This window comes from Shinella kummerowiae (genome assembly GCF_009827055.1).
In the GTDB taxonomy this organism is placed as follows: Bacteria; Pseudomonadota; Alphaproteobacteria; order Rhizobiales; family Rhizobiaceae; genus Shinella; species Shinella kummerowiae.
Window position 1 is genome coordinate 289,650 of the sequence record NZ_WUMK01000006.1, and the last position, 20,366, is coordinate 310,015.

The 20,366-nt window shown below is 64.6% G+C and carries 20 protein-coding genes; 4 read left to right on the top strand and 16 right to left on the bottom strand.

The features are described from left to right. The first annotated feature begins 55 nt into the window (after nucleotides 1-55). Nucleotides 56-919 (top strand): mechanosensitive ion channel family protein, encoded by an 864-nt coding sequence (locus tag GR138_RS17535; protein WP_160860542.1) that lies wholly within the window; start codon nucleotides 56-58, stop codon nucleotides 917-919. A gap of 6 nt (nucleotides 920-925) precedes the next feature. Here GR138_RS17535 and GR138_RS17540 read toward each other — a convergent pair whose 3' ends face one another. The 5 genes from GR138_RS17540 to GR138_RS17560 form a co-directional block, all read right to left on the bottom strand. After that, nucleotides 926-1,444 carry a superoxide dismutase family protein gene (locus tag GR138_RS17540; RefSeq protein ID WP_160860713.1) on the bottom strand — a complete coding sequence of 173 codons (519 nt, stop codon included), beginning with the start codon at nucleotides 1,442-1,444 and terminating at the stop codon, nucleotides 926-928. Nucleotides 1,445-1,513: 69 nt separating this feature from the next. Further along, nucleotides 1,514-2,419: a carboxylating nicotinate-nucleotide diphosphorylase gene (gene nadC, locus GR138_RS17545; RefSeq protein WP_160860543.1), complete on the bottom strand. Its 906-nt coding sequence runs from the start codon at nucleotides 2,417-2,419 to the stop codon at nucleotides 1,514-1,516. 39 nt (nucleotides 2,420-2,458) lie between these two features. Then, the gene (locus tag GR138_RS17550) at nucleotides 2,459-4,057 is read right to left on the bottom strand and encodes an L-aspartate oxidase (protein ID WP_160860544.1); all 1,599 of its coding nucleotides are present in this window, start codon (nucleotides 4,055-4,057) and stop codon (nucleotides 2,459-2,461) included. A gap of 87 nt (nucleotides 4,058-4,144) precedes the next feature. Beyond that, complete coding sequence (gene nadA / locus GR138_RS17555; protein WP_160860545.1) at nucleotides 4,145-5,224, bottom strand: quinolinate synthase NadA; 1,080 nt, start codon at nucleotides 5,222-5,224, stop codon at nucleotides 4,145-4,147. Nucleotides 5,225-5,392: 168 nt separating this feature from the next. After that, complete coding sequence (locus GR138_RS17560; protein WP_160860546.1) at nucleotides 5,393-6,628, bottom strand: MFS transporter; 1,236 nt, start codon at nucleotides 6,626-6,628, stop codon at nucleotides 5,393-5,395. A gap of 298 nt (nucleotides 6,629-6,926) precedes the next feature. Here GR138_RS17560 and GR138_RS17565 point away from each other — a divergent pair, with 298 nt between their 5' ends. Then, the gene (locus tag GR138_RS17565) at nucleotides 6,927-7,919 is read left to right on the top strand and encodes a magnesium transporter CorA family protein (RefSeq protein ID WP_160860547.1); all 993 of its coding nucleotides are present in this window, start codon (nucleotides 6,927-6,929) and stop codon (nucleotides 7,917-7,919) included. Between the two features lie 24 nt (nucleotides 7,920-7,943). Here GR138_RS17565 and vapC read toward each other — a convergent pair whose 3' ends face one another. The 7 genes from vapC to recO all read right to left on the bottom strand — a co-directional run bounded on the left by vapC (nucleotide 7,944) and on the right by recO (nucleotide 14,515). Further along, a complete protein-coding gene (gene vapC / locus GR138_RS17570) occupies nucleotides 7,944-8,342 on the bottom strand; it encodes a type II toxin-antitoxin system toxin VapC (RefSeq protein ID WP_160860548.1) in 399 nt (132 codons plus the stop codon). Further along, a complete protein-coding gene (vapB, locus tag GR138_RS17575; protein ID WP_160860549.1) occupies nucleotides 8,342-8,575 on the bottom strand; it encodes a type II toxin-antitoxin system VapB family antitoxin in 234 nt (77 codons plus the stop codon). Before vapB ends, vapC begins: the two co-directional genes overlap by 1 nt. 83 nt (nucleotides 8,576-8,658) lie before the next feature. Further along, nucleotides 8,659-9,504 carry an MOSC domain-containing protein gene (locus GR138_RS17580; protein WP_160860550.1) on the bottom strand — a complete coding sequence of 282 codons (846 nt, stop codon included), beginning with the start codon at nucleotides 9,502-9,504 and terminating at the stop codon, nucleotides 8,659-8,661. Between the two features lie 79 nt (nucleotides 9,505-9,583). Then, complete coding sequence (locus GR138_RS17585) at nucleotides 9,584-10,237, bottom strand: HD domain-containing protein (RefSeq protein ID WP_160860551.1); 654 nt, start codon at nucleotides 10,235-10,237, stop codon at nucleotides 9,584-9,586. 36 nt (nucleotides 10,238-10,273) lie between these two features. Further along, nucleotides 10,274-13,147: a DUF2339 domain-containing protein gene (locus GR138_RS17590; protein WP_160860552.1), complete on the bottom strand. Its 2,874-nt coding sequence runs from the start codon at nucleotides 13,145-13,147 to the stop codon at nucleotides 10,274-10,276. Nucleotides 13,148-13,244: 97 nt separating this feature from the next. Next, the gene (locus GR138_RS17595; protein ID WP_160860553.1) at nucleotides 13,245-13,754 is read right to left on the bottom strand and encodes a PaaI family thioesterase; all 510 of its coding nucleotides are present in this window, start codon (nucleotides 13,752-13,754) and stop codon (nucleotides 13,245-13,247) included. Next, on the bottom strand, nucleotides 13,751-14,515 hold the full coding sequence (gene recO / locus GR138_RS17600; RefSeq protein ID WP_160860554.1) for a DNA repair protein RecO: 765 nt from the start codon (nucleotides 14,513-14,515) through the stop codon (nucleotides 13,751-13,753). Before recO ends, GR138_RS17595 begins: the two co-directional genes overlap by 4 nt. A 350-nt stretch (nucleotides 14,516-14,865) precedes the next feature. On the opposite strand from recO, the gene GR138_RS17605 reads away from it, so the two are divergent. Next, the gene (locus tag GR138_RS17605; protein WP_160860555.1) at nucleotides 14,866-15,600 is read left to right on the top strand and encodes a L,D-transpeptidase; all 735 of its coding nucleotides are present in this window, start codon (nucleotides 14,866-14,868) and stop codon (nucleotides 15,598-15,600) included. Between the two features lie 14 nt (nucleotides 15,601-15,614). On the opposite strand, the gene GR138_RS17610 is transcribed toward GR138_RS17605, so the two are convergent. Both GR138_RS17610 and GR138_RS17615 read right to left on the bottom strand, forming a co-directional pair. Further along, nucleotides 15,615-15,977 (bottom strand): hypothetical protein, encoded by a 363-nt coding sequence (locus tag GR138_RS17610; protein ID WP_160860556.1) that lies wholly within the window; start codon nucleotides 15,975-15,977, stop codon nucleotides 15,615-15,617. Nucleotides 15,978-16,089: 112 nt separating this feature from the next. Then, nucleotides 16,090-16,578 (bottom strand): SRPBCC domain-containing protein, encoded by a 489-nt coding sequence (locus GR138_RS17615; protein WP_160860557.1) that lies wholly within the window; start codon nucleotides 16,576-16,578, stop codon nucleotides 16,090-16,092. A 72-nt stretch (nucleotides 16,579-16,650) separates the two neighbouring features. Here GR138_RS17615 and GR138_RS17620 point away from each other — a divergent pair, with 72 nt between their 5' ends. Beyond that, complete coding sequence (locus GR138_RS17620; protein WP_160860558.1) at nucleotides 16,651-16,974, top strand: ArsR/SmtB family transcription factor; 324 nt, start codon at nucleotides 16,651-16,653, stop codon at nucleotides 16,972-16,974. Between the two features lie 32 nt (nucleotides 16,975-17,006). Here the strand turns inward: GR138_RS17620 and bla are convergent, their stop codons facing one another. Together bla and GR138_RS17630 are read right to left on the bottom strand one after the other, a co-directional pair. Beyond that, nucleotides 17,007-17,900: a BKC/GPC family carbapenem-hydrolyzing class A beta-lactamase gene (bla, locus tag GR138_RS17625; RefSeq protein ID WP_160860559.1), complete on the bottom strand. Its 894-nt coding sequence runs from the start codon at nucleotides 17,898-17,900 to the stop codon at nucleotides 17,007-17,009. Nucleotides 17,901-18,040: 140 nt separating this feature from the next. Further along, nucleotides 18,041-20,350, bottom strand: coding sequence for a Tex family protein (locus GR138_RS17630; RefSeq protein ID WP_160860560.1), 2,310 nt, complete (start codon nucleotides 20,348-20,350; stop codon nucleotides 18,041-18,043). Nucleotides 20,351-20,366 lie beyond the last annotated feature (16 nt).

Here is a 20,366-nt window from a genome sequence, read left to right on the forward strand (position 1 = left end):
TTATCTGGGAGCCGTGGCGTTCCCCCCTTTCGACGTCAATTAGGGGAAAGGGCCTATGGAACAACAGGCAAACGAACTCATCGTCGCGACACGCGCGGCGCTTACACAGGCGAGCGCGCTCGCCGTGCAGTATTCCTTCTCTATTCTCGGCGCCATCGTGCTTTTCGTGCTCGGCTGGTTCCTCTCACGGCTGCTGCATCGCTGGGCGCTGCGCGGCCTCTCGCATGTGCGCGGCATCGACATGACGCTCGCTCATTTCTTCGCGAACATCCTGCGCTACGGCATGCTCGTCCTCGTCTTCGTGACGGTGCTCGGCCAGTTCGGCGTGCAGACCGCCTCCATCATCGCCGCGCTCGGCGCCGCCGGCCTTGCCATCGGCCTCGCCTTGCAGGGCACGCTGCAGAACATCGCGGCCGGCATCATGCTGCTGGTGCTGCGACCATTCCGCGTCGGCGAATATATCGAGACACCGGAGGTGTCCGGCACCATCGTCGAGATCGGCCTGTTCGCCACCGAAATGCGCAGCCTCGACGGCCTTTACCGGCTGGCACCGAATTCCACGCTGTGGAACACACCGGTCACCAACTACAGCCGCGAGCGCACGCGTCGCCACGACCTTCAGGTCGGCATCGGCTATGACGACGACCTCGACCTTGCCGTGCGCACCATGGAGGAACTGGCGGTGGCCGAGCCGCGCATCCTTGCGGAACCGAAACCCAGCGTCTTCATCGACAGCCTCGGCGACAGCGCCGTCGTCGTCACGCTACGCTATTGGGTCGACACGCCGGACTGGTGGGCGACGACCCGAGAGATGATCAAGCGGGTCAAGCTCACCTTCGATGCCCGCGGCATCTCCATCCCGTTCCCGCAGGTCACCTACCACAACGCGCAGCAACCCGCTGATCTTGCGGCACAATAGACCGGTTTACTCGATCACGGCGCAGGCGAGACGATCGCCCGCGCCGCCTGCCGGGTTGGTGCGATAATCGTCCGAACCCGCATGCACGATCAACGCGCGACCGCGGATGCCACGCTCCGCATCGTCGAGGCGCACCATGCCCGTGTAGATCTGCGCGCGCATCACGCCATCCTCGGAAACATACTGGTTTGGCAGGTCACCGGCATGCGGGCCGGTCGCGGATGCGAAGCCGTGATCCTTCTTGTCCGGATTGAAATGGCCGCCGGCGGACTTGTGACCATCGGCATGATCGCACGAACCGGTCTCGTGGACGTGCAGCGCCACCCATTTGCGCGGTGTCAGACCGGAAACCTCCACCTCGAACAGGACGCCGTCACTTCCGGCGGTCAGGTGCGCGCGGCCGGTTTCCTTGCCGGACTGGTCGACGAAATTGGCCTGCGCCGTGTTCTTCGCCTGCTGGGCGAACGCGGGTGCGCCCAGTGCGGCAAAGGTGCCCGTCGCGGCGACGATCGCAACGATCTTCAACATGATGCGTCCTTCCGATTGATTTCCTATGGAGTCGGAACGCATCGCAACCGAGCGGGTTCCGCCCGATCAACTCACAACGACGTCAAGGCCGATGTCGAGCGTCGGCGCGGCCATGGTGATCTTGGAGGTCGAAATATAGTCGACGCCCGTTTCGGCAATGGCGCGGATCGTCTTCAGGTTCACGTTGCCCGAGGCTTCGAGCTTCACGCGGCGCGGGTCGGCGGCATAGCTCGTATCGGTCAGGCCGGCGCAATCGCGGTTGATCTCGACGGCGCGGCGCAGCAGTTCCGGCCCCATATTGTCGAGCAGGATGACGTCCGGCTGCGCCTCCAGCGCCTCCTCCAGTTCCTCCAGCGTCGTCACCTCCACCTCGACCTTGACGAGGTGGCCGGCAAAGGCGCGGGCGGCGTGGATGGCGCCGGCGACACCCTGGGAAACCGCGATATGGTTGTCCTTGATCAGGATCGCGTCATCGAGGCCGTAGCGATGCGACGAACCGCCGCCCATGCGAACAGCGTATTTTTCGAGTGCGCGAAGGCCGGGAATGGTCTTGCGCGTGCAGCAGACCTTCGCCGCTGTATGCGCGATCTCGTCGGCAAACCGCGCGGTATGCGTGGCCACACCGCAGAGATGCATGAGGAAATTGAGCGCCACGCGCTCGGCCGAAAGCACCGCGCGAGCCGGCCCGGAAACACGCGCGATCACCGTGCCAGGATGAAGCCTGTCGCCGTCCTTCACAAAGGCCTCGAAATGGATCGCAGGATCCATCAGCCGGAACGCCGCGCGGGCCAGATCGAGACCGGCAACGACGCCGTCCTCACGCGCGTTCAGTTCCGCCCGCGCCACGACACCCGGCGCAATCGTCGCCTGGCTGGTAATATCACCCGCCCGGCCCAGATCCTCCGACAAAGCGGCACGCACCTGATCCTCCACCATCAGCGGCGAGAGGACGGGAAGATAGGGGGTGGTCATGGGCTTATCCTGCTTCGTTGTTTGATCGCGATGGCGCCGTTACGCCGCTGCCGTTTCCGAAAGGTCCGCCACCACCGTTTCGGCCTCTGCAAGCGTGAGGAAGGTGCGGTGCTTCCAGGTGGCTTTCTGCTCGGGGAAATCCGAGCGGAAGTGGCCGCCGCGGCTTTCTTCGCGCAGATATGCGCCGGTCGCGATGAGTTTTGCCGTGGTGACGATGTTGTGGAAGCGCATGCGGCTGTTTTCGCGCTCCAGCGTGGCGATCTCGCGGATCGCGGCCCTCAGACCATCGCGGGTGCGGATAACGCCGACATGGTCGCTCATGATGCGGCGCAGGCGCGTCAGCGCCGGGCTGTCCTCGATGGTCACGAGGTCGTCGCTCTCGCCGGCATTCTTGCCCCAGTCGTTGATCTTCGGCTCCGGCAGCATGCCCTTGATGTTTTCCGCAATCCGCGCGGCGAAGACGACGGCTTCGAGCAGGGAGTTCGAGGCCAGCCGGTTTGCGCCGTGCACGCCGGTGGAGGTGACCTCGCCGGCCGCCCACAGCCCGTCGATCGAGGTGCGGCCTTCCGCGTCCGTCAGCACGCCGCCCATGTGGTAGTGCACGGCGGGGACGACCGGGATCGGTTGCGTCACCGGGTCGATGCCGGCGGCCTTGCAGGAGGCGTAGACCGTCGGGAACATGTCGGGGAAGTGGCTGCCCACCGCCTTGGTGCAATCGAGGAAGGCGCCGCGGCCGGCCTGGACCTCGGCGAAGACACCGCGCGAAACGATGTCGCGCGGAGCCAGTTCGGCATCCTCGTGGATATCCAGCATGAAGCGGTGGCCGGCGGAATTGATGAGATGGGCGCCATCGCCCCGCAGCGCCTCGGTGGCGAGCGGTGCGGGGTCGCGGCCGATATTGATCGCCGTCGGGTGGAACTGCACGAATTCCGGATCGGCGATGATGGCGCCGGCGCGCGCCGCCATGCCGACACCCTGGCCGCAGGCCTCCCACGGATTGGTGGTGACGGCAAAGAGATGGCCGACGCCGCCCGAGCACAGCACCACGGCGCGCGCCGGGAAATGCACGCGGTTTTTCGACTGGCCCGCATCCGGCCGCGCCACGACACCCGAGATGAAGCGGCCTTCGCGCACGAGTTCCTCGACGACGTAGCCTTCCAGCACGCGGATCGACGGCGTGTTGCGCACGGCGGCGATCAACGCCTCCATGATCGCCTTGCCGGCCATGTCGCCCTTGACGCGCACGATGCGGCGCTCGGAATGGGCGGCCTCGCGGGAAAGCATGAGCTTGCCTTCGAGATCGCGGTCGAAGGGCACGCCGTATTCCAGAAGGTCATGAATACGCGCCGGGCCTTCGGAGACCATGAAGCGCGCCATCTTCTCGTCGACGATACCGGCGCCGGCTTCCAGCGTGTCTGCGACGTGTTTGTCGAACGTGTCGCCGGGGCTCATCGCGGCGGCAATGCCGCCCTGCGCCCAGGCAGACGATGCGCCCTGCCCGATCGGTGCTGCGGCGAGAATGGTAACGGGACGCGGCGCAAGTTTGAGCGCGCAGAAGAGGCCAGCAAGGCCGCCACCGACGATGACGATATCATCGATGCCGTTCCAGGATTGTGGGCGAAAACTTTCAATAGGCATGTCTTACTCCTCCGACGCACCGCCCGGTCTCCCTTCCGAGAGACCAGCCGTGGGGCATTGAGACCCCTCCTCCAGATGGAGGGCGGCCTACTGCTTCAGGTTCACCATCCGCTCGACGGCGAGGCGGGCGCGGTCGGCGATTGCCGGGTCGACCAGAACCTCCTCCGTCATGGTCACCAGGCTGTCGAGGATTTTCGGCAGCGTGATGCGCTTCATGTGCGGACAGAGATTGCACGGTTTGACGAAATCGACGCCCGGCAGTTCGGCCTGGATATTGGAAGCCATCGAGCACTCAGTGACCAGCAGCACGCGCGACGGGCGATTGTCCTTCACGTAGTTGATCATGCCCGAAGTGGAGCCGGCGAAATCGCAGACGGCGATGACGTCCGGATGGCATTCCGGGTGGCCGATGATCTCGATGCCGGGATGGGCTTCCTTGTAGGACAGCAGTTCGGCCGCCGTGAAGCGCTCGTGCACCTCGCAATGGCCCTTCCAGGTCAGGATCTTCTTGTTGGTCTGCTTGGCGACGTTCATCGCCAGATATTCGTCGGGAATGCAGAGCACGGTATCGCTCTCCAGGCTCTCGATGACGGCAAGCACGTTGGACGAGGTGCAGCAGATGTCCGTCTCCGCCTTCACGTCGGCCGACGTGTTGACATAGGTGACGACAGGCACGCCCGGATACCGCTGCTTCAAGAGGCGCACGTCCTCGCCGGTAATCGATTCCGACAGCGAGCAGCCGGCGCGCGAATCCGGGATGAGCACGGTCTTTTCCGGGTTCAGCAGCTTCGAGGTCTCGGCCATAAAGTGCACGCCGCACTGGATGATGATCTCGGCATCGACCTTGGTGGCGTCGCGGGCAAGCTGCAGTGAATCGCCGACGATATCGGCGACGCAGTGGAAGATTTCCGGCGTCTGGTAATTGTGGGCGAGAATGACGGCGCCGCGCTCGCGCTTCAGCCGGTTGATCGCGGCGACATAGGGCGCGTAGACCGGCCATTCGAAGGCGGGAATGAACTGCTTCACCTTCTCGTAAAGGTGCTCGGTCTCGCGGGCGATTTCCGGCGTAAAGGTGAGGTCGGGCTTTTCCAGCACGCCGAAGCGCTCCGCGGCGGTCAGCGGACGCGCGACGGCGGCTCCTGCCGCATTCCGGGCCAGAGTGGTCATGAAACCCTCCCTTTCCGCCGCCTTCCCGCGGCCTCGCTATTTTGCTCAATATGAGCATAACAGCCGTAAAACAAAACCGGCATGGGCCGGTGCTTCAGATTTAGAAACTTTTATGACGGTTTGCAAGAAGCGCCGCCCGAATTCCTTTCGGGCGGCGGCATCATTTTTTCAGGCCGCGGCCGGGCGCAAAACGCCCTTTTCCTGGATAGGCCAGTGCACGATCGCCGCGAAAATACCGAGCGCCACGCCGAGCCACCACACCGGATCATAGGTGCCGAAATGGTCGTAGAGGTAGCCGCCCATCCACACACCGAGGAACGAGCCAACCTGGTGCGACAAGAAGACGATGCCGCCGAGCAGACCGAGATGCTTGGTGCCGAACATGATGGCGACCAACGCATTGGTCGGCGGCACCGTGGAGAGCCAGAGCAGGCCCATGACGATCGCGAAGATGATGACCGAGGCCGGCGACTTCGGCAGCAGGATGAAGGCCGACACCGCCACCGAGCGGGCGATGTAGATATAGGCCAGGAAATAGGGCTTCGAATAACGCTGGCCGATGACGCCGGCGGCAAGCGAGCCGATGATGTTGAAGAAGCCGATCAGCGCCAGCGCGATCACGGCGTAACGGGCATCGATGCCGAGATCACCGAGATAGGCCGGGAAATGCGCAGTGATAAAGGCGACCTGGTAACCGCAGACGAAGAAGCCGGCGACGAGCAGCAGGTAGCTGCGATGGCCGAGCGCTTCCTTCAGCGCCTCGCCAATCGTCTGCTTGTATTCCGTGGCGGAGGTGATGCCGGAGGACGAATTGCCGCGCAGCGGAATGGCGATCAGCGGTACGAGAAGCATGAGGATGGCGAGATAGACGAGGCTATCCGACCAGCCATAGGCGCTGATGAGCCCCTGCGACAGCGGCGCGGACAGGAACATGCCGGCAGAGCCCGCCGCGGTGCAGATGCCGAAGGCCATGGAGCGCTGTTCCGGCGTGACATTGCGCGCAAAGGCCGACAGCAGGATGCCGAAGGAACCGGAACCGACGCCAAGGCCCACCAGAACGCCGCCACCGATATGCAGCCACAACGGCGATGTGCCGAGCGACATCAGGAACAGGCCGAGCGCATAGAGCAGACCGGAGGCCAGCAGCACGCGCCAGGTGCCGAACTTGTCGGCGATGGCGCCGAAGAACGGCTGGCTGACGCCCCAGGCGAGATTCTGGAAGGCCATGGCAAGGCCGAACGTGGTGCGGTCCCAGCCGGTATCCTGCAACATGGGCAATTGGAAGAAGCCCATCGCCGAGCGCGGACCGAAGGTCAGCACGGCGATCAGCGAGCCGGCGATGATGATGGGCCAGGGCATGGGCCGGCTTGCAGCGGGGGCCGCGACGATGGATGGGGCAGACATGGGCATCTCCGAAATCTGGAGCCGGAATCTACGGCCTGCCATCAATTAACAAAAGCGAATTTAATTGACCAAGCAATCAGCCGGATTGATGCAACAATCCGATTCCGCCGATGGCCCGATGTGCTTGACGCGACAGCATTTTGGGCGCATGTGCACCGCAGGCGTCACAGGACGCCAATGGAACCCGGATAAGATCAATGGACCCCGACAGTCGACTATCGAGAGCGATCGAGCGACCTATCCGGTAACGGGCTGACTGCCCTGCTCCGGATGGCGAGAATGCCTCAGAGGAGCGAACATGCTGCAAATCTATGCCCGCAAGGCTGACCGCTTTTGCCTGCGCGAAATTTCCAACCCCGCCATCGAGCAGGCGATCGCCCCTGCCCTGTGGTATGACCTGCTCAGCCCGACGAATGAAGAAGTGAAGGACGTCGAGGCTGCCCTGCGCGTCTCGATGCCGACACGCGAGGAGATGGAAGATATCGAACTGTCCGCCCGTCTCTACCAGGAGGATGGCGCTGCCTTCATGACGATGACGGCATTGACCAATCTCGACGGCGACGAGCCGACCAAGATGCCGGTGACCTTCATCCTGCGCGGCCCGACGCTGGTCACGGTGCGGCATGCCGAGGCAAAACCCTTTGTCACCTTCTGCAACCGGGCCCTGCGCGGCAACGGCCACAGCTACGAGACCGGCGAGGACGTCATGCTCGGTGTCATCGAGGCGGTGATCGACCGCATGGCGGATGTGCTGGAGCGGCTCGGCAACGAGATCGACGGCATTTCACGCGAGGTTTTCCGCAGCAAGAAGGGCCCGTCCCGCAAGAAGACGCGCGACCTCGAAGCGCTGATCGAACAGCTCGGCCGCAAAGGCGATTTCCTGAGTGGCGTGCGCGAAAGCCTCGTCAGCATCTCGCGCCTCGTCGCCTATCACGCCGCGCTGGAAACCCCGACGCGCCGGCCTTCGAAAGAGGTCCGTCAGGTCGTCAAACTCGTGCAGCGCGATGCCGTCTCGCTCGGCGACCACGCCGCGTTCCTGTCCGGCAAGATCAACTTCCTGCTCGACGCCACACTCGGCCTGATCAATCTCGAGCAGAACCAGATCATCAAGATCTTCACGGTCGCCTCGGTGATCTTCCTGCCGCCAACGCTGGTCGCGTCGGCCTATGGCATGAACTTCGAGCTGATGCCGGAGCTGCAATGGCACTTCGGCTATCCCTACGCGGTCGGCCTGATGATCGTCTCCGCGCTGATCCCGTTCCTCTATTTCAAGCGGCGCGGCTGGGTCTAGGCATGCCATGCGTGGCGGGGTCGACTACAGCCAGTTCTCGACCCTGACACCCGGCATGCGAACGAACTCCCGCAGATTGTTGGTGACGACGATCAATCCCTCGCTCCGAGCATGGCCACCGATCTGCATATCGTGGGGACCGCATGGCGTGCCGGCCCGCTCCAGCTCGGCGCGGACCTGGCCGTAGTGTGCCGCGGCCTTGTCGGCAAAAGGCAGAACCTCCAGCCGCGCCACGAAGTGTTCGATCGCCATCAGGTTTTCAGCGCGGCGGGCCGATTTCTCTGCCCCATAGTGCAGTTCCCCAAGCGTAATGCTCGATATGCACAGCTGCTCCGCCAGCGCGTTGAATTTTTCGCGCACGGCAGGCGGATAGGTTTTCATCACGTAGATGCAGATGTTGGTATCGAGCATGTAGGTCAGCATCAGAAGGCTTCGCGCTCTTCCGCTGCCGGCTGCTCCCGTTCGCTCATGAAATCGTCGCTGACGCGCGGCCCGTTCAGGAAGAGGTCGTCCCACCTCTGGCCCTGCGGAACGATGACGCGGCTGCGGCCGATCTTGAGGACGTCAACGAGATGCACATCCTCCGGAAAGGCGACGGCCTTGGGAAGACGCACGGCCTGGCTTCGGTTGCTGGTAAAAACGGTTGAATTGGCCATGCGCCGCCCCCTGTGATATCCCATTGGGATATACGTAAGCTTAGGGAGCAGAAAATGCAAGGATGCGACGCCGCCGCCCGTACCTAAGCCCTGATCTTCATCGGCCAGCGCTCGGTGCGCGTCTTCGTCACGCGTACCGTATCACCGAGGCGGATTTCGCCCTCGCCGCGCGGCACGGCGTTCCAGCCGAACAGCACGCCGGGCACGCGGCGGTCGGCGGACATGCGCTTTTCGGCGAGGCCCTGGATGGGGTTGCCGCCGATGCGCTCGCCGGTCATCTGGTCCTGCGTGGTCATGATGCAGCGGGCGCAGGGTTTGACGAAATCGAAGGTGATGCCGTTGATCTCGATGCCTTCCCACAGATCTTCCGCCCAGGGCTCGTCGCAGGTGACGAGGATATTGGTGCGGAAACGGTCCATGCCGACCGGCTCCTGGCCCTTGGCGGCGAGCGTCCGGTTGAGGTCGGCAAGCGAGCCGGTCGTGGTGACGAGAACGGGAAAGCCATCGGCAAAACCGACCGGCGCCGGACTGCCTGCCCAATCCTCGCCCTCGGCGCGCAGGGCCAGCGCATCCATGTGCACCAGTTTGACGGGACGCGCGAACCAGTCGGAAAGCGTCTCGTTGACCGCCTCGTCGGCGACGGCAGCACTCACCGGGCTATCCCAGATGGTCACGTCGAGGCGGTCGTCCGGTTCGAAGCTGGCGAAGATCTGGCGGCCTTCCATTTCGAGATGCAGGCTTTCCCCCACCGCCGTCGCCTCAACGCGGGCAAGCGCCTGGAGTTCGCGCTGGGTGATGAAGCGGCCGTCGGGCTCGACGATCATGTAGCGCCGGTCGCCGGCAAGACCGTCGATGCGGATGGTCGCGCTTTCGACCGGGATGGCGCGGCCGCTCTTCAGCGGATGGATGTTGAGGCCTTCGACCTTCATTGCAACGACCTTTCCTGAAATTTCGATTCAACGCGCTGCCGAACCGATTCAATCCGGCGGAACAAAAGCATGTTTTTCTTCAGATTTCATCCAGCAGCATGTCGCGGATCACCCGCAGGCGCTGCGTGCGCTCCCCGGCCATGCGCGCGCCGGTCGCCGTCTGGAAGCCATCCGCCAGCTTGAAGAGCTTGACTTCGAAATGGTCGATGGCGAAGGCCTTGTCATCGAGCGGGCGCTTTTCGGCAAGTGGGTCCATCGGATCGTAGAGGCCGCTGCCCATGCGTCCGGCAATGTAGAAACAGCGTGCAGCGCCCACCATGCCGATGGCGTCAAGCCGGTCGGCATCCTGCACGATCTTCGCCTCCAAGGTTTCCGGCGCGATGTTTGCGGAAAAACTGTGCGTCAGGATGGCGTGGGCGACGGTCGCCACGTCCGCATCGCTCCAGCCTTCGGCGGTCAGCAGGCCGGACGCCTTTTCAGCCGCGAGGCGCGAAGCCTCGGCCCGCAGCGGCGAATTCTTCTCCACCGCCACGCAATCATGCAGCAGCACGGCGGCGGCAAGCAGGCGCAGATCACCACCCTCCTCGGCCTGGATGCGGCGGGCGTTCTTCCACACGCGGATGAGGTGCGCGGCATCGTGCGAGCCGTCGTCAGCCGCGAAGGCCTGGGGCAGCAGGCGTTCGGCGAGGGATCCAAGGGGCGAGAAGGCGGCAGCGAGGCAGGTGAAGGACATGGGCAATCCAGATGTGGTTGCCCATGACCTACCCCGTCACGCCTCTGCGTTCAATTCTGCCTTTTCGCCCGTCCCGGACTTTCCGGAGAGGATCTTTTGGTAGAACAGGCCGATGCCGATCAGCACCGCGCCGAGGCCGATGAACGACAGGGCCCGCAGGATGCCTTCGAGGTTCGCCATGTCGATGAGGAAGACCTTGATCACGGCGATCAGCACGAGGCCGGCCGAAGCCAGGCGGATGCTCTTGGAATCGACCTTCGAGCCGACCACCAGCAGCAACACGCCGAGCAGCAGCCAGACCACCGAATAGGTATAGGTCTCCGGCTGGAGGAACCCCTTCCAGTCGGCAATGCCCTCGCCGTGCCAATACCGGCGGACGCAGAGCGTGACCCAGGCGAAGACCAGCGCGACGCCGGTCAGCGCAAGCATGATGACATAGGGCAGCGGACGACGGTTGCGCGCATACCAGGCAAGGCCGCCATAGGCCACGCCGGGCAGCAGGTAGCCGATCAGCAGGAGATCGAAGACCGGCCATTTACCGAGCAGTTCGCCGGTGAAATACGGGTTGAGACCGATGAAATGGGCACTCAGCACGGACAGGACCGAAAGCCCGCCGACCACCATCGACCCATAGCGGAAGACGGGGCTCGGCGACTTCAGGTCGAGCGACATCATGATCGCCGAGGCGCCGATGACCAGTAACGTGTAGGTCGCCTGTTCGCCGAGCGTCGGCACGGAACTGTCGAGCACGCCGCCATTCATGCCGTGACGCACGAGGATAGCCGCCGTCAACAGCACGAAGAGGCTGGCGAGCGCCTGCAAGAGGTTGCGGATACGCTCGCCCGGCCAGCGGCGCAGTTCGAAAGCGGAGAGCGCCAGCAAGACGGCGGGAATGCCGTAACCGGCGAGAAGCTGGTTGAAGACCGGGGTCTTCGACAGGCTCGCCGCGCCGACGATGGTCGGCTCCCAGCCGATACGGCCGGCGACGACGGCGGCGGCACCCGCCATCAGCCAGGGCAGCACCGGCCAGGCGCGCAGGCGGGTTGCGAAGACGGCGGCAGTGCCGAGCACCATGAGGCCGAGCGTCGTAACAAGGCCATCCGTCAGGGCATGCAGCGCCAGGACGAGGAAGGCGAACCCGCCGGCGGCCAGGGCCCATTGCGGAATGAACAGGCCACCCTCTTGCGTGCGTTCGCGCGAAAAGGCTTCCGCTGCGGCAAAGAAGACCAGGCCGAGCAGCACGGCCAGCAGACCATGTTTCAGGTCGAAGGAGAGATTGCCGAAATTGAAGAAGCTGACGGCGAGGATCGCGAAGGGCACGGCCGGTGCCAGCAGGCTCCAGAGCGCCGCGAAAGCGCTCGACCCCACCATCCGCAGCCGCACGCCCGCCAGAGCGACGGCGGCATAGGCGACCGCGAGCACCAGCAGCAGATTGACCGGCACCGGACCGAGGACCGGCACAGGCAGGGTACCATCCGCGATCGGCGGCGCGGGGATGACACCGTCCAGCGCCGGCAGCGCGAGATTGCCGAAACCGTCGATCAGCACGCCGTCCGGCACGCCCGCGATGGCCACCACGCCGGCCACGGCGCCGACTGCGGACAAGACCGCCGGATAGATCGCCCAGAAGCGCAAGGCGCCAAGCACGGCCAGCGCCATCACGACGATCGCGAAACCATAATCCGCGCGCGAAAGGGCCGGCACGGCGTTTGCGAGCATCAGCGCCGGGAAGAGCAGCGCCAGCGCGCCGGTCAACGATACGGCGACGGCGGGCGGGGTGAACAGGCGGTCCAGTGAATTCGAGGGCGCGTCACCGGCTGGCGCGGCCACCTCGTCCGCCGCGATATGGCCCGGCCAGATCAGGCCATGGCCGATGGCCAGCACCAACAGCGCGACCAGCACCGGCAGGACCTCCACCTTGTCCGCCGCGGACAGATAGAGCACGGCCCAGAGCGCCATGCCGGCATTGGCGAGCGCCGGCACGACCTGCCAATGGCGGATGCGCGAGGCGGCAAAGGTGGCGAGCCAGGCGACACTCAGGAAGCCGAACAGGCTCCAGGCGCTCGGCTCCTCGGTGGAGACCAGCGCAGGCGTCAGCATGGAGGCAAGCAGGCCGAGGCCGGCGAGCGCCTGCCCGTGCAGCAGCGAAAGGCCGATGGTCAGGAAGGAGACGGCGGCCAGCAGCACGAAGGCGGTGGCGGGGCCAACATAGCCATAGAACTCATAGGACACATAGGTGACGGCAAAGAGCGTAATCGCCCCCGCGGCGGTCAGCACGCCGGGGATCATGGCGTTCTGGAAGGCATTGGCGATGAGCGGCTGGGTGCGGCGGCGGACGAATTCGCCGATCGCCATCAGCACGAGGCCGAAGATTGCCGCAAGCGACAGCCGGACGGCAGGGCTGAGCAGGCCGGCCTCGATGGAGTACTTGACCATGAAGATGCCGCCGAGCGCCAGCGCGATGCCGCCCACCCAGACGGCCCAGCGCGCGCCGATGCGGCTTTCGAAGCTCTCCCTCGGCTTCATCGCGGTGGCGACGGGCGCGACGGCCACCGTGTCTTCGTCCACGGCACGCGCAGCGAGCGCTTCTTCCGGTTCCGAGGAGGTTGCACCGCCGAAGATCGACCGGCCCTTTTCGGCCTCGCCCTGCCCGCCGACCCACGGCCCCTTGAATTCGGGTTGTACCGGCTCGCTCGCCACTTCCGGCGTCTCGTCCGGCGCGACCTCGTCTACCGCCGCCACCCCGGCCGCGGCCGTCTCGGCCGGAACCACGACACCACCCGCCTTCAGCGCCTCGACCTCGCGTTTCAGGCGCATCACCTCGTCGCCGATCTTCTGCGCGCTGTTGCGCGAGGCATTGAGGGTGTAGAGGGCCAGGCCGATGGCGACCAGGGAGAGGATTTCGAGCATTGCGACTCCAGCACGGCAGTATCCGGGCGGCGAGACTACCCGTTTTTTTCCAAACGCCAAACGAGGTTACGTTTCAGGCGGCCGTTCTCTTCGCTTGTCAGCGCGTGAGATTTTCGATCGGGAAGATGGCGCAGGTTTCCGTGCCATGGGCGAGCAGCTTGCCATTGCCGTCGCGCAGCCACGCTTCGGAGGTTGCGATGGTACGGCCGCGGTGGACGATTTTGCCCTCGCAGAACACTTCGCCCATGCCAGGCAGAACGGGGCGCACCAGGTTCAACTTGAATTCGATGGTCGTGTAGGCCTCACCCGGCTTGACGACGGAAAAGACGGCGCAGCCAAGGGCGGAATCCATCACCGTGGCCGTCCAGCCGCCATGCACGGTGCCGAGCGGGTTGAGGTGATCGGCAGACGGCATGCCGGCAAAAACGACGCGGCCATCCTCCACCTCGGTCAGGCTGAAAGCGAGCGTCCTGGCCATCGGCGGCGCGGGCAGTTCGCCGGCCAGCATCGCCTGCAGCACCTTGAGCCCGCCGTCACGCTTCACCACGTCGAGCGGCAGCGTGCCGATGCCGCCGACCGTCAGGCCCGGATAGATTTCGACCGTCATGCACTCGCCTCTTTCGGTTGATCGTGTCTTGGCATGCTGAGCGCCTTCATTGCCGCCTGCACAAAACCCTCGCGGGCGCTGGCAAGCTCCAGTCCGCGCGGTTCGCAGACATGCCGGTTGAGGAAAAAGGCCGTTAGGCGGAAGCCTTCGGCAAGAGCGGCGGCGTCGGCGGCGTGCCGGCTCTCGTCACCGAGAAAGGCGGGCAGCGCCAGCATCTTGTCCGCCCAGGGCGCGCCGGCCTCCCGCGAGACCGCGCGGCCGGATTTCGGCGAGACGTAACAGAGGTTTTCGCGCGTGCCGGTGGCCGCGCATTCGAAAAGACCAAGGCCGAAGCCGAGATCGTTCAGGACGGCTAGCTCGAAACGCACGAAGAGTTCACCAGCATCCGCCGGCTCGTGCAGGTGATCGAGGATGACGGCCAGCGCCTCGTAGAGATGGGGATGCGGATCACGCTCCGGCAGGAAGCGCAGCAAGGCGGCCATGGCCTGCACGCCGTAGACGGCCGTTGCCGTTTCCATCAGCCGCCCGGCACGCAGCTCCAGGGGTTCGATACGGAATTCGCCGAGATGTTCGTCGAGCCGCGCCCGCCAGGTGACGTCGACGGAGTTGCCGGGCTGGAGCACCGGCTGCATGGTTCGCGAGCGGCCACCGCGCACCATGCCGAGATGGCGCCCGCGGTCGCGCGTCATCACCTCGACGATCACCGACGTCTCACCATGGCGCCGAACGCCCAGAACGATGGCTTCATCACTCCATTGCATGGCCAAGCCTTACGCCCTCGGCTGGTTGGCTGCAAGCAGCAAGGTCTCAGGCACGCAGCCCCTCATCCGCCCCTTCGGACCACCTTCCCCCCGGCAGGGAGAAGGAGAAACGAAACGCCGGTGATTTCCCCTTCTCCTCAGCGGGGAGAAGGGCCCGGCAGGCGGATGAGGGAGCTCCCAAACCAATCAACGAGGCATGCGGCGGAACGACGCGTGGCTCGATCGCCACACCTAAACCCTTGCCACAGTTTCGCTTTCTTCTCGCCCTGCCCTCGCCCGTTTTGCCTTCGAAGAACCGGCCAAAGGCTGCAAAGGCCGAAACTGCAATCGAAATGACAGGTGCCCAACTCATGTGTGTGTCCCGCATCCGCGCTCGCGCGGTTCTCCGCTCCCTCGCCCTCCTCGCCCTTGCCGCCACGCTGGCAAGCTGCGTCACCACCGCCAAGCCGGTGAAGAAGAAGGGACCGGACCCGATGCATGTCGCCATGTACGGACCGCATCCGGAAGAGCGCTTCCCGTTGCCGGCGATGGATATCAGCCGGGTCAATCCGAAATACTTCCGCCAGCTCGTCGCCTACCAGACGGCGGAACCAGCCGGCACCATCGTCATCGACACGCAGGACCGCTTCCTCTACCTCGTGCAGGGCGAAGGCATGGCCATGCGTTACGGCATCGGCGTCGGCAAGGCGGGGCTGGAATTCGAGGGTGGCGCGCGCATCGGCCGCAAGGCGGAATGGCCGCGCTGGACACCGACGCAGAACATGATCGCGCGCGAGCCGGAACGGAACCAGAAATGGGCGGGCGGCATGGAGCCGGGATTGACCAATCCGCTCGGGCCGCGTGCACTCTATCTGCACAAGGACGGCAAGGACACGCTCTTCCGCATCCATGGCACATCCGAGCCGTGGTCGATCGGCAAGGCAGTATCGAGCGGCTGCATCCGGCTGTTCAATCAGGATATCATCGACCTCTACGGCCGCGTGCCGACCGGCAGCCGGGTCGTGGTGCTGCAGCACCAGACGCCGGCCCATGAGGCGGTGCCGATGGCGGCCGCCGACGGACTGGTGCCGCCGGCCGCCATCTAGTCATTCGGCGCACGTCACCAAGCGTCGGGCTCGCGCACCATGTGCACGATGTTGGCCGGGTTCATGATCCAGCCACCACGAAACCCCTCGCCGAGGTCCTCAACGGCGTCGCAGCGCACGGCGCCGTTCTGTTCGAGATGGCCGAGCGCCACCCGGTGGTCCGGCGAGAAGAGTTCGAGCCAGACTTCCGCCTGGCTGTAGTTCGGCGCCTCGTCGATCCACAGCCGGTTCGGGCCAAGCAGGAAGCCCGTGGCGGGCGCCTTGTCGTCGAACGGCTCTAGGCCGACGACGTCGCGGTAGAAGGCGATCGTCGCCTCATACTGGTGTGACGGCACCTTCATGGCAATGTTGATGCCGCCCTTGATGTTGACAGTCATGTATTCCTCCTGGGGCAATTCCAGCAAAAAGTGCACAGCGGTCTTGCGTCCGAAATTACGTAAAAACAAAGAGATAGAGCGTTTTCGCGGTTCGAAGAAAAGCGGAAATGCCCTAGGTAAAATCCTCCTGTTCGGCGGCGACGACGCCCTTGAGCTCGCTCGGGTAATAGCCGTCGCGCAGATTGATGCCGTATTCGACATAGGCCTTCATGCAGGCAAGCATCTGCGACCAGCCCTCGCAGTTCATGTATGACGACTTCTGGCCACGCTCGTTCTCGCGCCAGCCGGTTTCCCCGATCGTCACCATCGTGCCGCCATCGTCGAGCGGCTTGAAGCGCATCTCGACGCGTGTCTTGTAGGGCTCCTCGCCCTCCTCGATCATGGCGTCCCAGCGAAAGGCGATGAGCGCGTTCTCCTCGACCTTGTCGACGATGACCGGCGCCATGTTCCACCAGGTGACGGTCGTGCCCTCGACGAGCGGGCCGCTCGCGCCGCCGATCGTCGTGAAATAGCCGCTCAGCTTCTTCGGATTGACCACCGCGTCGAAAACGTCGGCGACCGGCTTGCCGATCCGCCCGTTCACACGAAATTCCAGCGTCATGCCGTCCTCCTTCGGGGCGATTGCGCCCGCTTCTGTCTTGCACCAAGACAAGATATGTTATAAAAACATAACATGTCAAGCGAATCGAAAGAGGACGCCATCTTCAAGGCGCTCGCCAATGGAAAGCGGCGGCAAATGCTGGACGCGATCAAGCACGCGCCGCTGACGACGGGCGCGCTGTGCGAGAAATTTCCGGAGATGGACCGGTGCACGGTCATGCAGCACCTGAAGGTGCTGGAAGAGGCGGACTTGATCATTCCCCGCCGCGAGGGTCGAGAACGCTGGAACCACCTCAATGCCCTGCCGATCCAGGCGATCCATGACCGCTGGATCAGCCAATATGCCGGCCATGCGATGAATGTGCTGTCGGCGCTGAAGGGCGACCTGGAGGCATGAGGCGCCGCTCTGTCGGCAGCGCCTCGCCAAAATCAGACTTCGGCTGCGATACGGCCCACCTCGGCGATGACGGCATTGCGCTCGTCGCCGGAAATGCCCGGCATTTCCACGAAGGCGCTGACGATGATCGCGCCACGGTTCGGCGACCAGGCGATGGCGACGTCATTGGCATTGCCGGCCTTGTCACCGTTGGTGCCGGTCTTGTCGCCGGTCATCCAGTCGGCGGGGAAACCGGCGCGCAACCGTGTGTCACCCGTCTTGTTCATGACGAGCCAGGCGGCGAGCTGCGCCTTCGAGCGCGGCGACAGCACGTCGCCGAAGATCAGCTTGCGCAGCGTCTCGATCATCGCGACCGGGGTGGTCGTGTCGCGTTCGTCATCCGGCGTGTCGTGATAGTTGAGCGTCGGCTCCGTACGGTCGAGCCGCGTGATGTCGTCTCCGAAACCGCGCAGGAACTCGGTGACGGCCTTCGGGCCGCCGGAAGAGGCCAGCAGAAGATTGGCGGCGGCATTGTCGCTAAGCGTGATGGTTGCCTCGCAGAGCTCGGCAATCGAAATGCCATCACCGCCGATACGCTTTTCCACGACCGGCGCCCAATCGACGAGGTCTGATTTCTTGACGACGATGCGACGGTCGAGCGCCTCTTCCTCGCGGTCGACGCGGGCGAGGATGTGCCCGGCAAGCAGCGCCTTGAAGGTGCTGCACATCAAAAAGCGTTCGTCCGTGCGGTGACCGAGCCGCGCGCCCGTCGCGAAATTAAGTATGGCAACACCAAGGCGGCCTTCATGGCGGGCCTCAAGCTCCGCCAGCCGCTTTTCCAACGTGCCGCCCGCCGCAGCGGCGGCGCCGCCGGTCAATGCGGAGACCGCCGGAACGGCAAGCAGTGCGCCGGCAATGGCCTGCCGGCGTGAAATCGTCATCGTCATGTCCATTTTCCTGTCTGTCGGCGCCGGAAGCGCATCGCACCTTGCCGGCCCGTTCGAGCCCGCCCTTACCGCACTATGCAAAAGCGGATGGCTCAAAACAAACGACGATTTCTGCCGGCAGCCATTAGGAAAATTTGGGCTTACTTGCGTTTCATCGCCTCGGCGAGCGCCGCGCCGAATGCCCCCTGCGACGGTGCCTGCTGCTTGGGCGCCGCCTGGCTGAATTTCGGCTTCATCTGCGCATTCTTGTCGTTGCGGGGGGCGTTGTCGCGGGCGGCGGGTGCACCACCCTCCTTGCGCATGCTGAGCGCGATGCGCTTGCGCGGCACATCGACCTCGGTGACGCGCACCTTCACCACGTCGCCGGCCTTCACCACCTCGTGTGGATCTTTGATGAAACGGTCGGCGAGTTGCGAGACGTGCACAAGGCCATCCTGGTGCACGCCGATATCGACGAAGGCACCGAAGGCGGCGACGTTCGTCACCGTGCCTTCGAGCAGCATGCCGGGTTTCAGGTCCTTGATGTCATCGATGCCGTCGGCGAAGGTTGCGGTCCTGAATTCCGGGCGCGGGTCCCGGCCGGGCTTTTCCAGTTCGGCAAGAATGTCCTTGACCGTCGGCAGGCCGAAACGCTCGTCGACGAATACCTTCGGATCCAGTTGCTTGAGGGCGGCACTGTCGCCCATCAGCGCACGCACATCACGGCCGCAGGCGGCGACGATCTTCTTGGCGACGCCATAGGCTTCCGGATGCACAGAGGACGCGTCGAGCGGCTCCTTGCCATTCGGAATGCGCAGGAAGCCGGCGCACTGTTCAAAGGTGCGGGCACCCAAGCGGGCAACCTTCATCAGGTCCTTGCGGCTGCCAAACGGGCCATTGGCGTCGCGATGCGACACAATCGCCTCCGCCGAGGATTTTCCAAGCCCGGAAACACGGGCGAGCAGCGGCGCAGACGCCGTGTTGAGATCGACGCCGACTGCGTTCACCGCGTCTTCCACCACGGCATCGAGCGAGCGGGAGAGTTTACCCTGATCGACATCGTGCTGATACTGGCCGACGCCGATCGATTTCGGCTCGATCTTGACGAGTTCGGCGAGCGGATCCTGAAGGCGGCGGGCAATGGAGACGGCGCCGCGCAACGAGACGTCGAGATTGGGGAATTCGGCCGCGGCCGCCTCCGAGGCGGAGTAGACCGAGGCGCCGGCTTCCGAAACGATGACCTTCGTGGGTTTTGGCGCGGGGAGTTGCGCCAGCATGTCGGCGACCAGCTTTTCCGTTTCGCGGCTGCCGGTGCCGTTACCGATCGAGATCAGCTCTACCTTGTGCTTGCGGATGAGGCTTGCAAGCTCCGCCTGCGTGCCACGCACATCGTTCTTCGGCGGGAACGGATAGACCGTCGTCGTCTCGATCACCTTGCCCGTATTGTCGACCACCGCGACCTTGACGCCGGTGCGGATGCCCGGATCGAGGCCCATCGTGGCGCGGGTGCCGGCGGGTGCGGCAAGCAGCAGGTCCTTGAGATTACGCGCGAAGACGCGGATCGCCTCTTCCTCGGAGCGCTCGCGCATCTCGCGCATCAGGTCGAGCGAGAGCGACATGGAGAGTTTCACGCGCCAGGTCCAGCCGATCACCTCGGAAAGCCACTTGTCGCCCGGCTTCGTGCCGATGGCATAGAAGGACGCGATGATGCGCTCGACGGGCTTGACCGGCTCGACGTTATCCTGATCGACGACGATATCGACCGACAGGAACTCCTCGTTCCAGCCGCGCAGCATGGCAAGCGCGCGATGGCCCGGCACCGTCGCCCAGCGCTCGGTCTGGTCGAAATAATCGGAAAACTTGGCGCCGGCCTCCTGCTTGCCTTCCACCACGCGGGAACGGAGATAGGCATTGTCCTTCATATACTCGCGCAGGCGCTTCAGCAGGTCGGCGTTTTCTGTCAGTTGCTCGGCGACGATGTCGCGTGCGCCTTCCAGCGCTGTCTTCACGTCCGGCACCTCGGCAGAAAGGAACTGCCCCGCCAGTTCCGCCGGGACCAGCGCGCGGTCGGCCAGGATTTGCTCGGCGAGCGGGCCGAGGCCGCGTTCACGGGCGATCTCCGCCTTGGTGCGGCGCTTCGGCTTGTAGGGCAGGTAGATGTCTTCCAGCTCCGCCTTCGTCGTGACGGCGGCAATCTTGCCGGCGAGTTCGTCCGTCAGCTTGCCCTGCCCCGAAATCGACTCGAGGATCGAGGCGCGGCGGGCCTCCAGCTCGCGCAGATAGGTCAGCCGTTCTGCAAGGTTGCGCAGCTGCGTGTCGTCAAGCCCGCCCGTCACTTCCTTGCGGTAACGCGCGATGAACGGCACGGTCGCGCCCTCGTCGATGAGGCCCACGGCGGCGGTCACCTGCGCGGCGGTCGCCTTGATCTCGGCGGCGATCAGGTTCGCGATCTTGAGTGGGGTCGGGGCCATGGGGAACTCCTCTGGG

What these genes read in the sequence shown, in the direction of transcription:
- vapB (WP_160860549.1), bottom strand. Translation starts at nt 8,575, where the DNA reads ATGGCCAATTCAACCGTTTTTACCAGCAACCGAAGCCAGGCCGTGCGT.
- GR138_RS17535 (WP_160860542.1), top strand. Translation starts at nt 56, where the DNA reads ATGGAACAACAGGCAAACGAACTCATCGTCGCGACACGCGCGGCGCTT.
- nadA (WP_160860545.1), bottom strand. Translation starts at nt 5,224, where the DNA reads ATGACCACTCTGGCCCGGAATGCGGCAGGAGCCGCCGTCGCGCGTCCG.
- GR138_RS17550 (WP_160860544.1), bottom strand. Translation starts at nt 4,057, where the DNA reads ATGCCTATTGAAAGTTTTCGCCCACAATCCTGGAACGGCATCGATGAT.
- GR138_RS17585 (WP_160860551.1), bottom strand. Translation starts at nt 10,237, where the DNA reads ATGTCCTTCACCTGCCTCGCTGCCGCCTTCTCGCCCCTTGGATCCCTC.
- GR138_RS17560 (WP_160860546.1), bottom strand. Translation starts at nt 6,628, where the DNA reads ATGTCTGCCCCATCCATCGTCGCGGCCCCCGCTGCAAGCCGGCCCATG.
- GR138_RS17630 (WP_160860560.1), bottom strand. Translation starts at nt 20,350, where the DNA reads ATGGCCCCGACCCCACTCAAGATCGCGAACCTGATCGCCGCCGAGATC.
- GR138_RS17620 (WP_160860558.1), top strand. Translation starts at nt 16,651, where the DNA reads ATGTCAAGCGAATCGAAAGAGGACGCCATCTTCAAGGCGCTCGCCAAT.
- GR138_RS17595 (WP_160860553.1), bottom strand. Translation starts at nt 13,754, where the DNA reads ATGACGGTCGAAATCTATCCGGGCCTGACGGTCGGCGGCATCGGCACG.
- vapC (WP_160860548.1), bottom strand. Translation starts at nt 8,342, where the DNA reads ATGCTGACCTACATGCTCGATACCAACATCTGCATCTACGTGATGAAA.
- bla (WP_160860559.1), bottom strand. Translation starts at nt 17,900, where the DNA reads ATGACGATGACGATTTCACGCCGGCAGGCCATTGCCGGCGCACTGCTT.
- GR138_RS17605 (WP_160860555.1), top strand. Translation starts at nt 14,866, where the DNA reads ATGTGTGTGTCCCGCATCCGCGCTCGCGCGGTTCTCCGCTCCCTCGCC.
- GR138_RS17580 (WP_160860550.1), bottom strand. Translation starts at nt 9,504, where the DNA reads ATGAAGGTCGAAGGCCTCAACATCCATCCGCTGAAGAGCGGCCGCGCC.
- nadC (WP_160860543.1), bottom strand. Translation starts at nt 2,419, where the DNA reads ATGACCACCCCCTATCTTCCCGTCCTCTCGCCGCTGATGGTGGAGGAT.
- GR138_RS17590 (WP_160860552.1), bottom strand. Translation starts at nt 13,147, where the DNA reads ATGCTCGAAATCCTCTCCCTGGTCGCCATCGGCCTGGCCCTCTACACC.
- GR138_RS17565 (WP_160860547.1), top strand. Translation starts at nt 6,927, where the DNA reads ATGCTGCAAATCTATGCCCGCAAGGCTGACCGCTTTTGCCTGCGCGAA.
- recO (WP_160860554.1), bottom strand. Translation starts at nt 14,515, where the DNA reads ATGCAATGGAGTGATGAAGCCATCGTTCTGGGCGTTCGGCGCCATGGT.
- GR138_RS17610 (WP_160860556.1), bottom strand. Translation starts at nt 15,977, where the DNA reads ATGACTGTCAACATCAAGGGCGGCATCAACATTGCCATGAAGGTGCCG.
- GR138_RS17615 (WP_160860557.1), bottom strand. Translation starts at nt 16,578, where the DNA reads ATGACGCTGGAATTTCGTGTGAACGGGCGGATCGGCAAGCCGGTCGCC.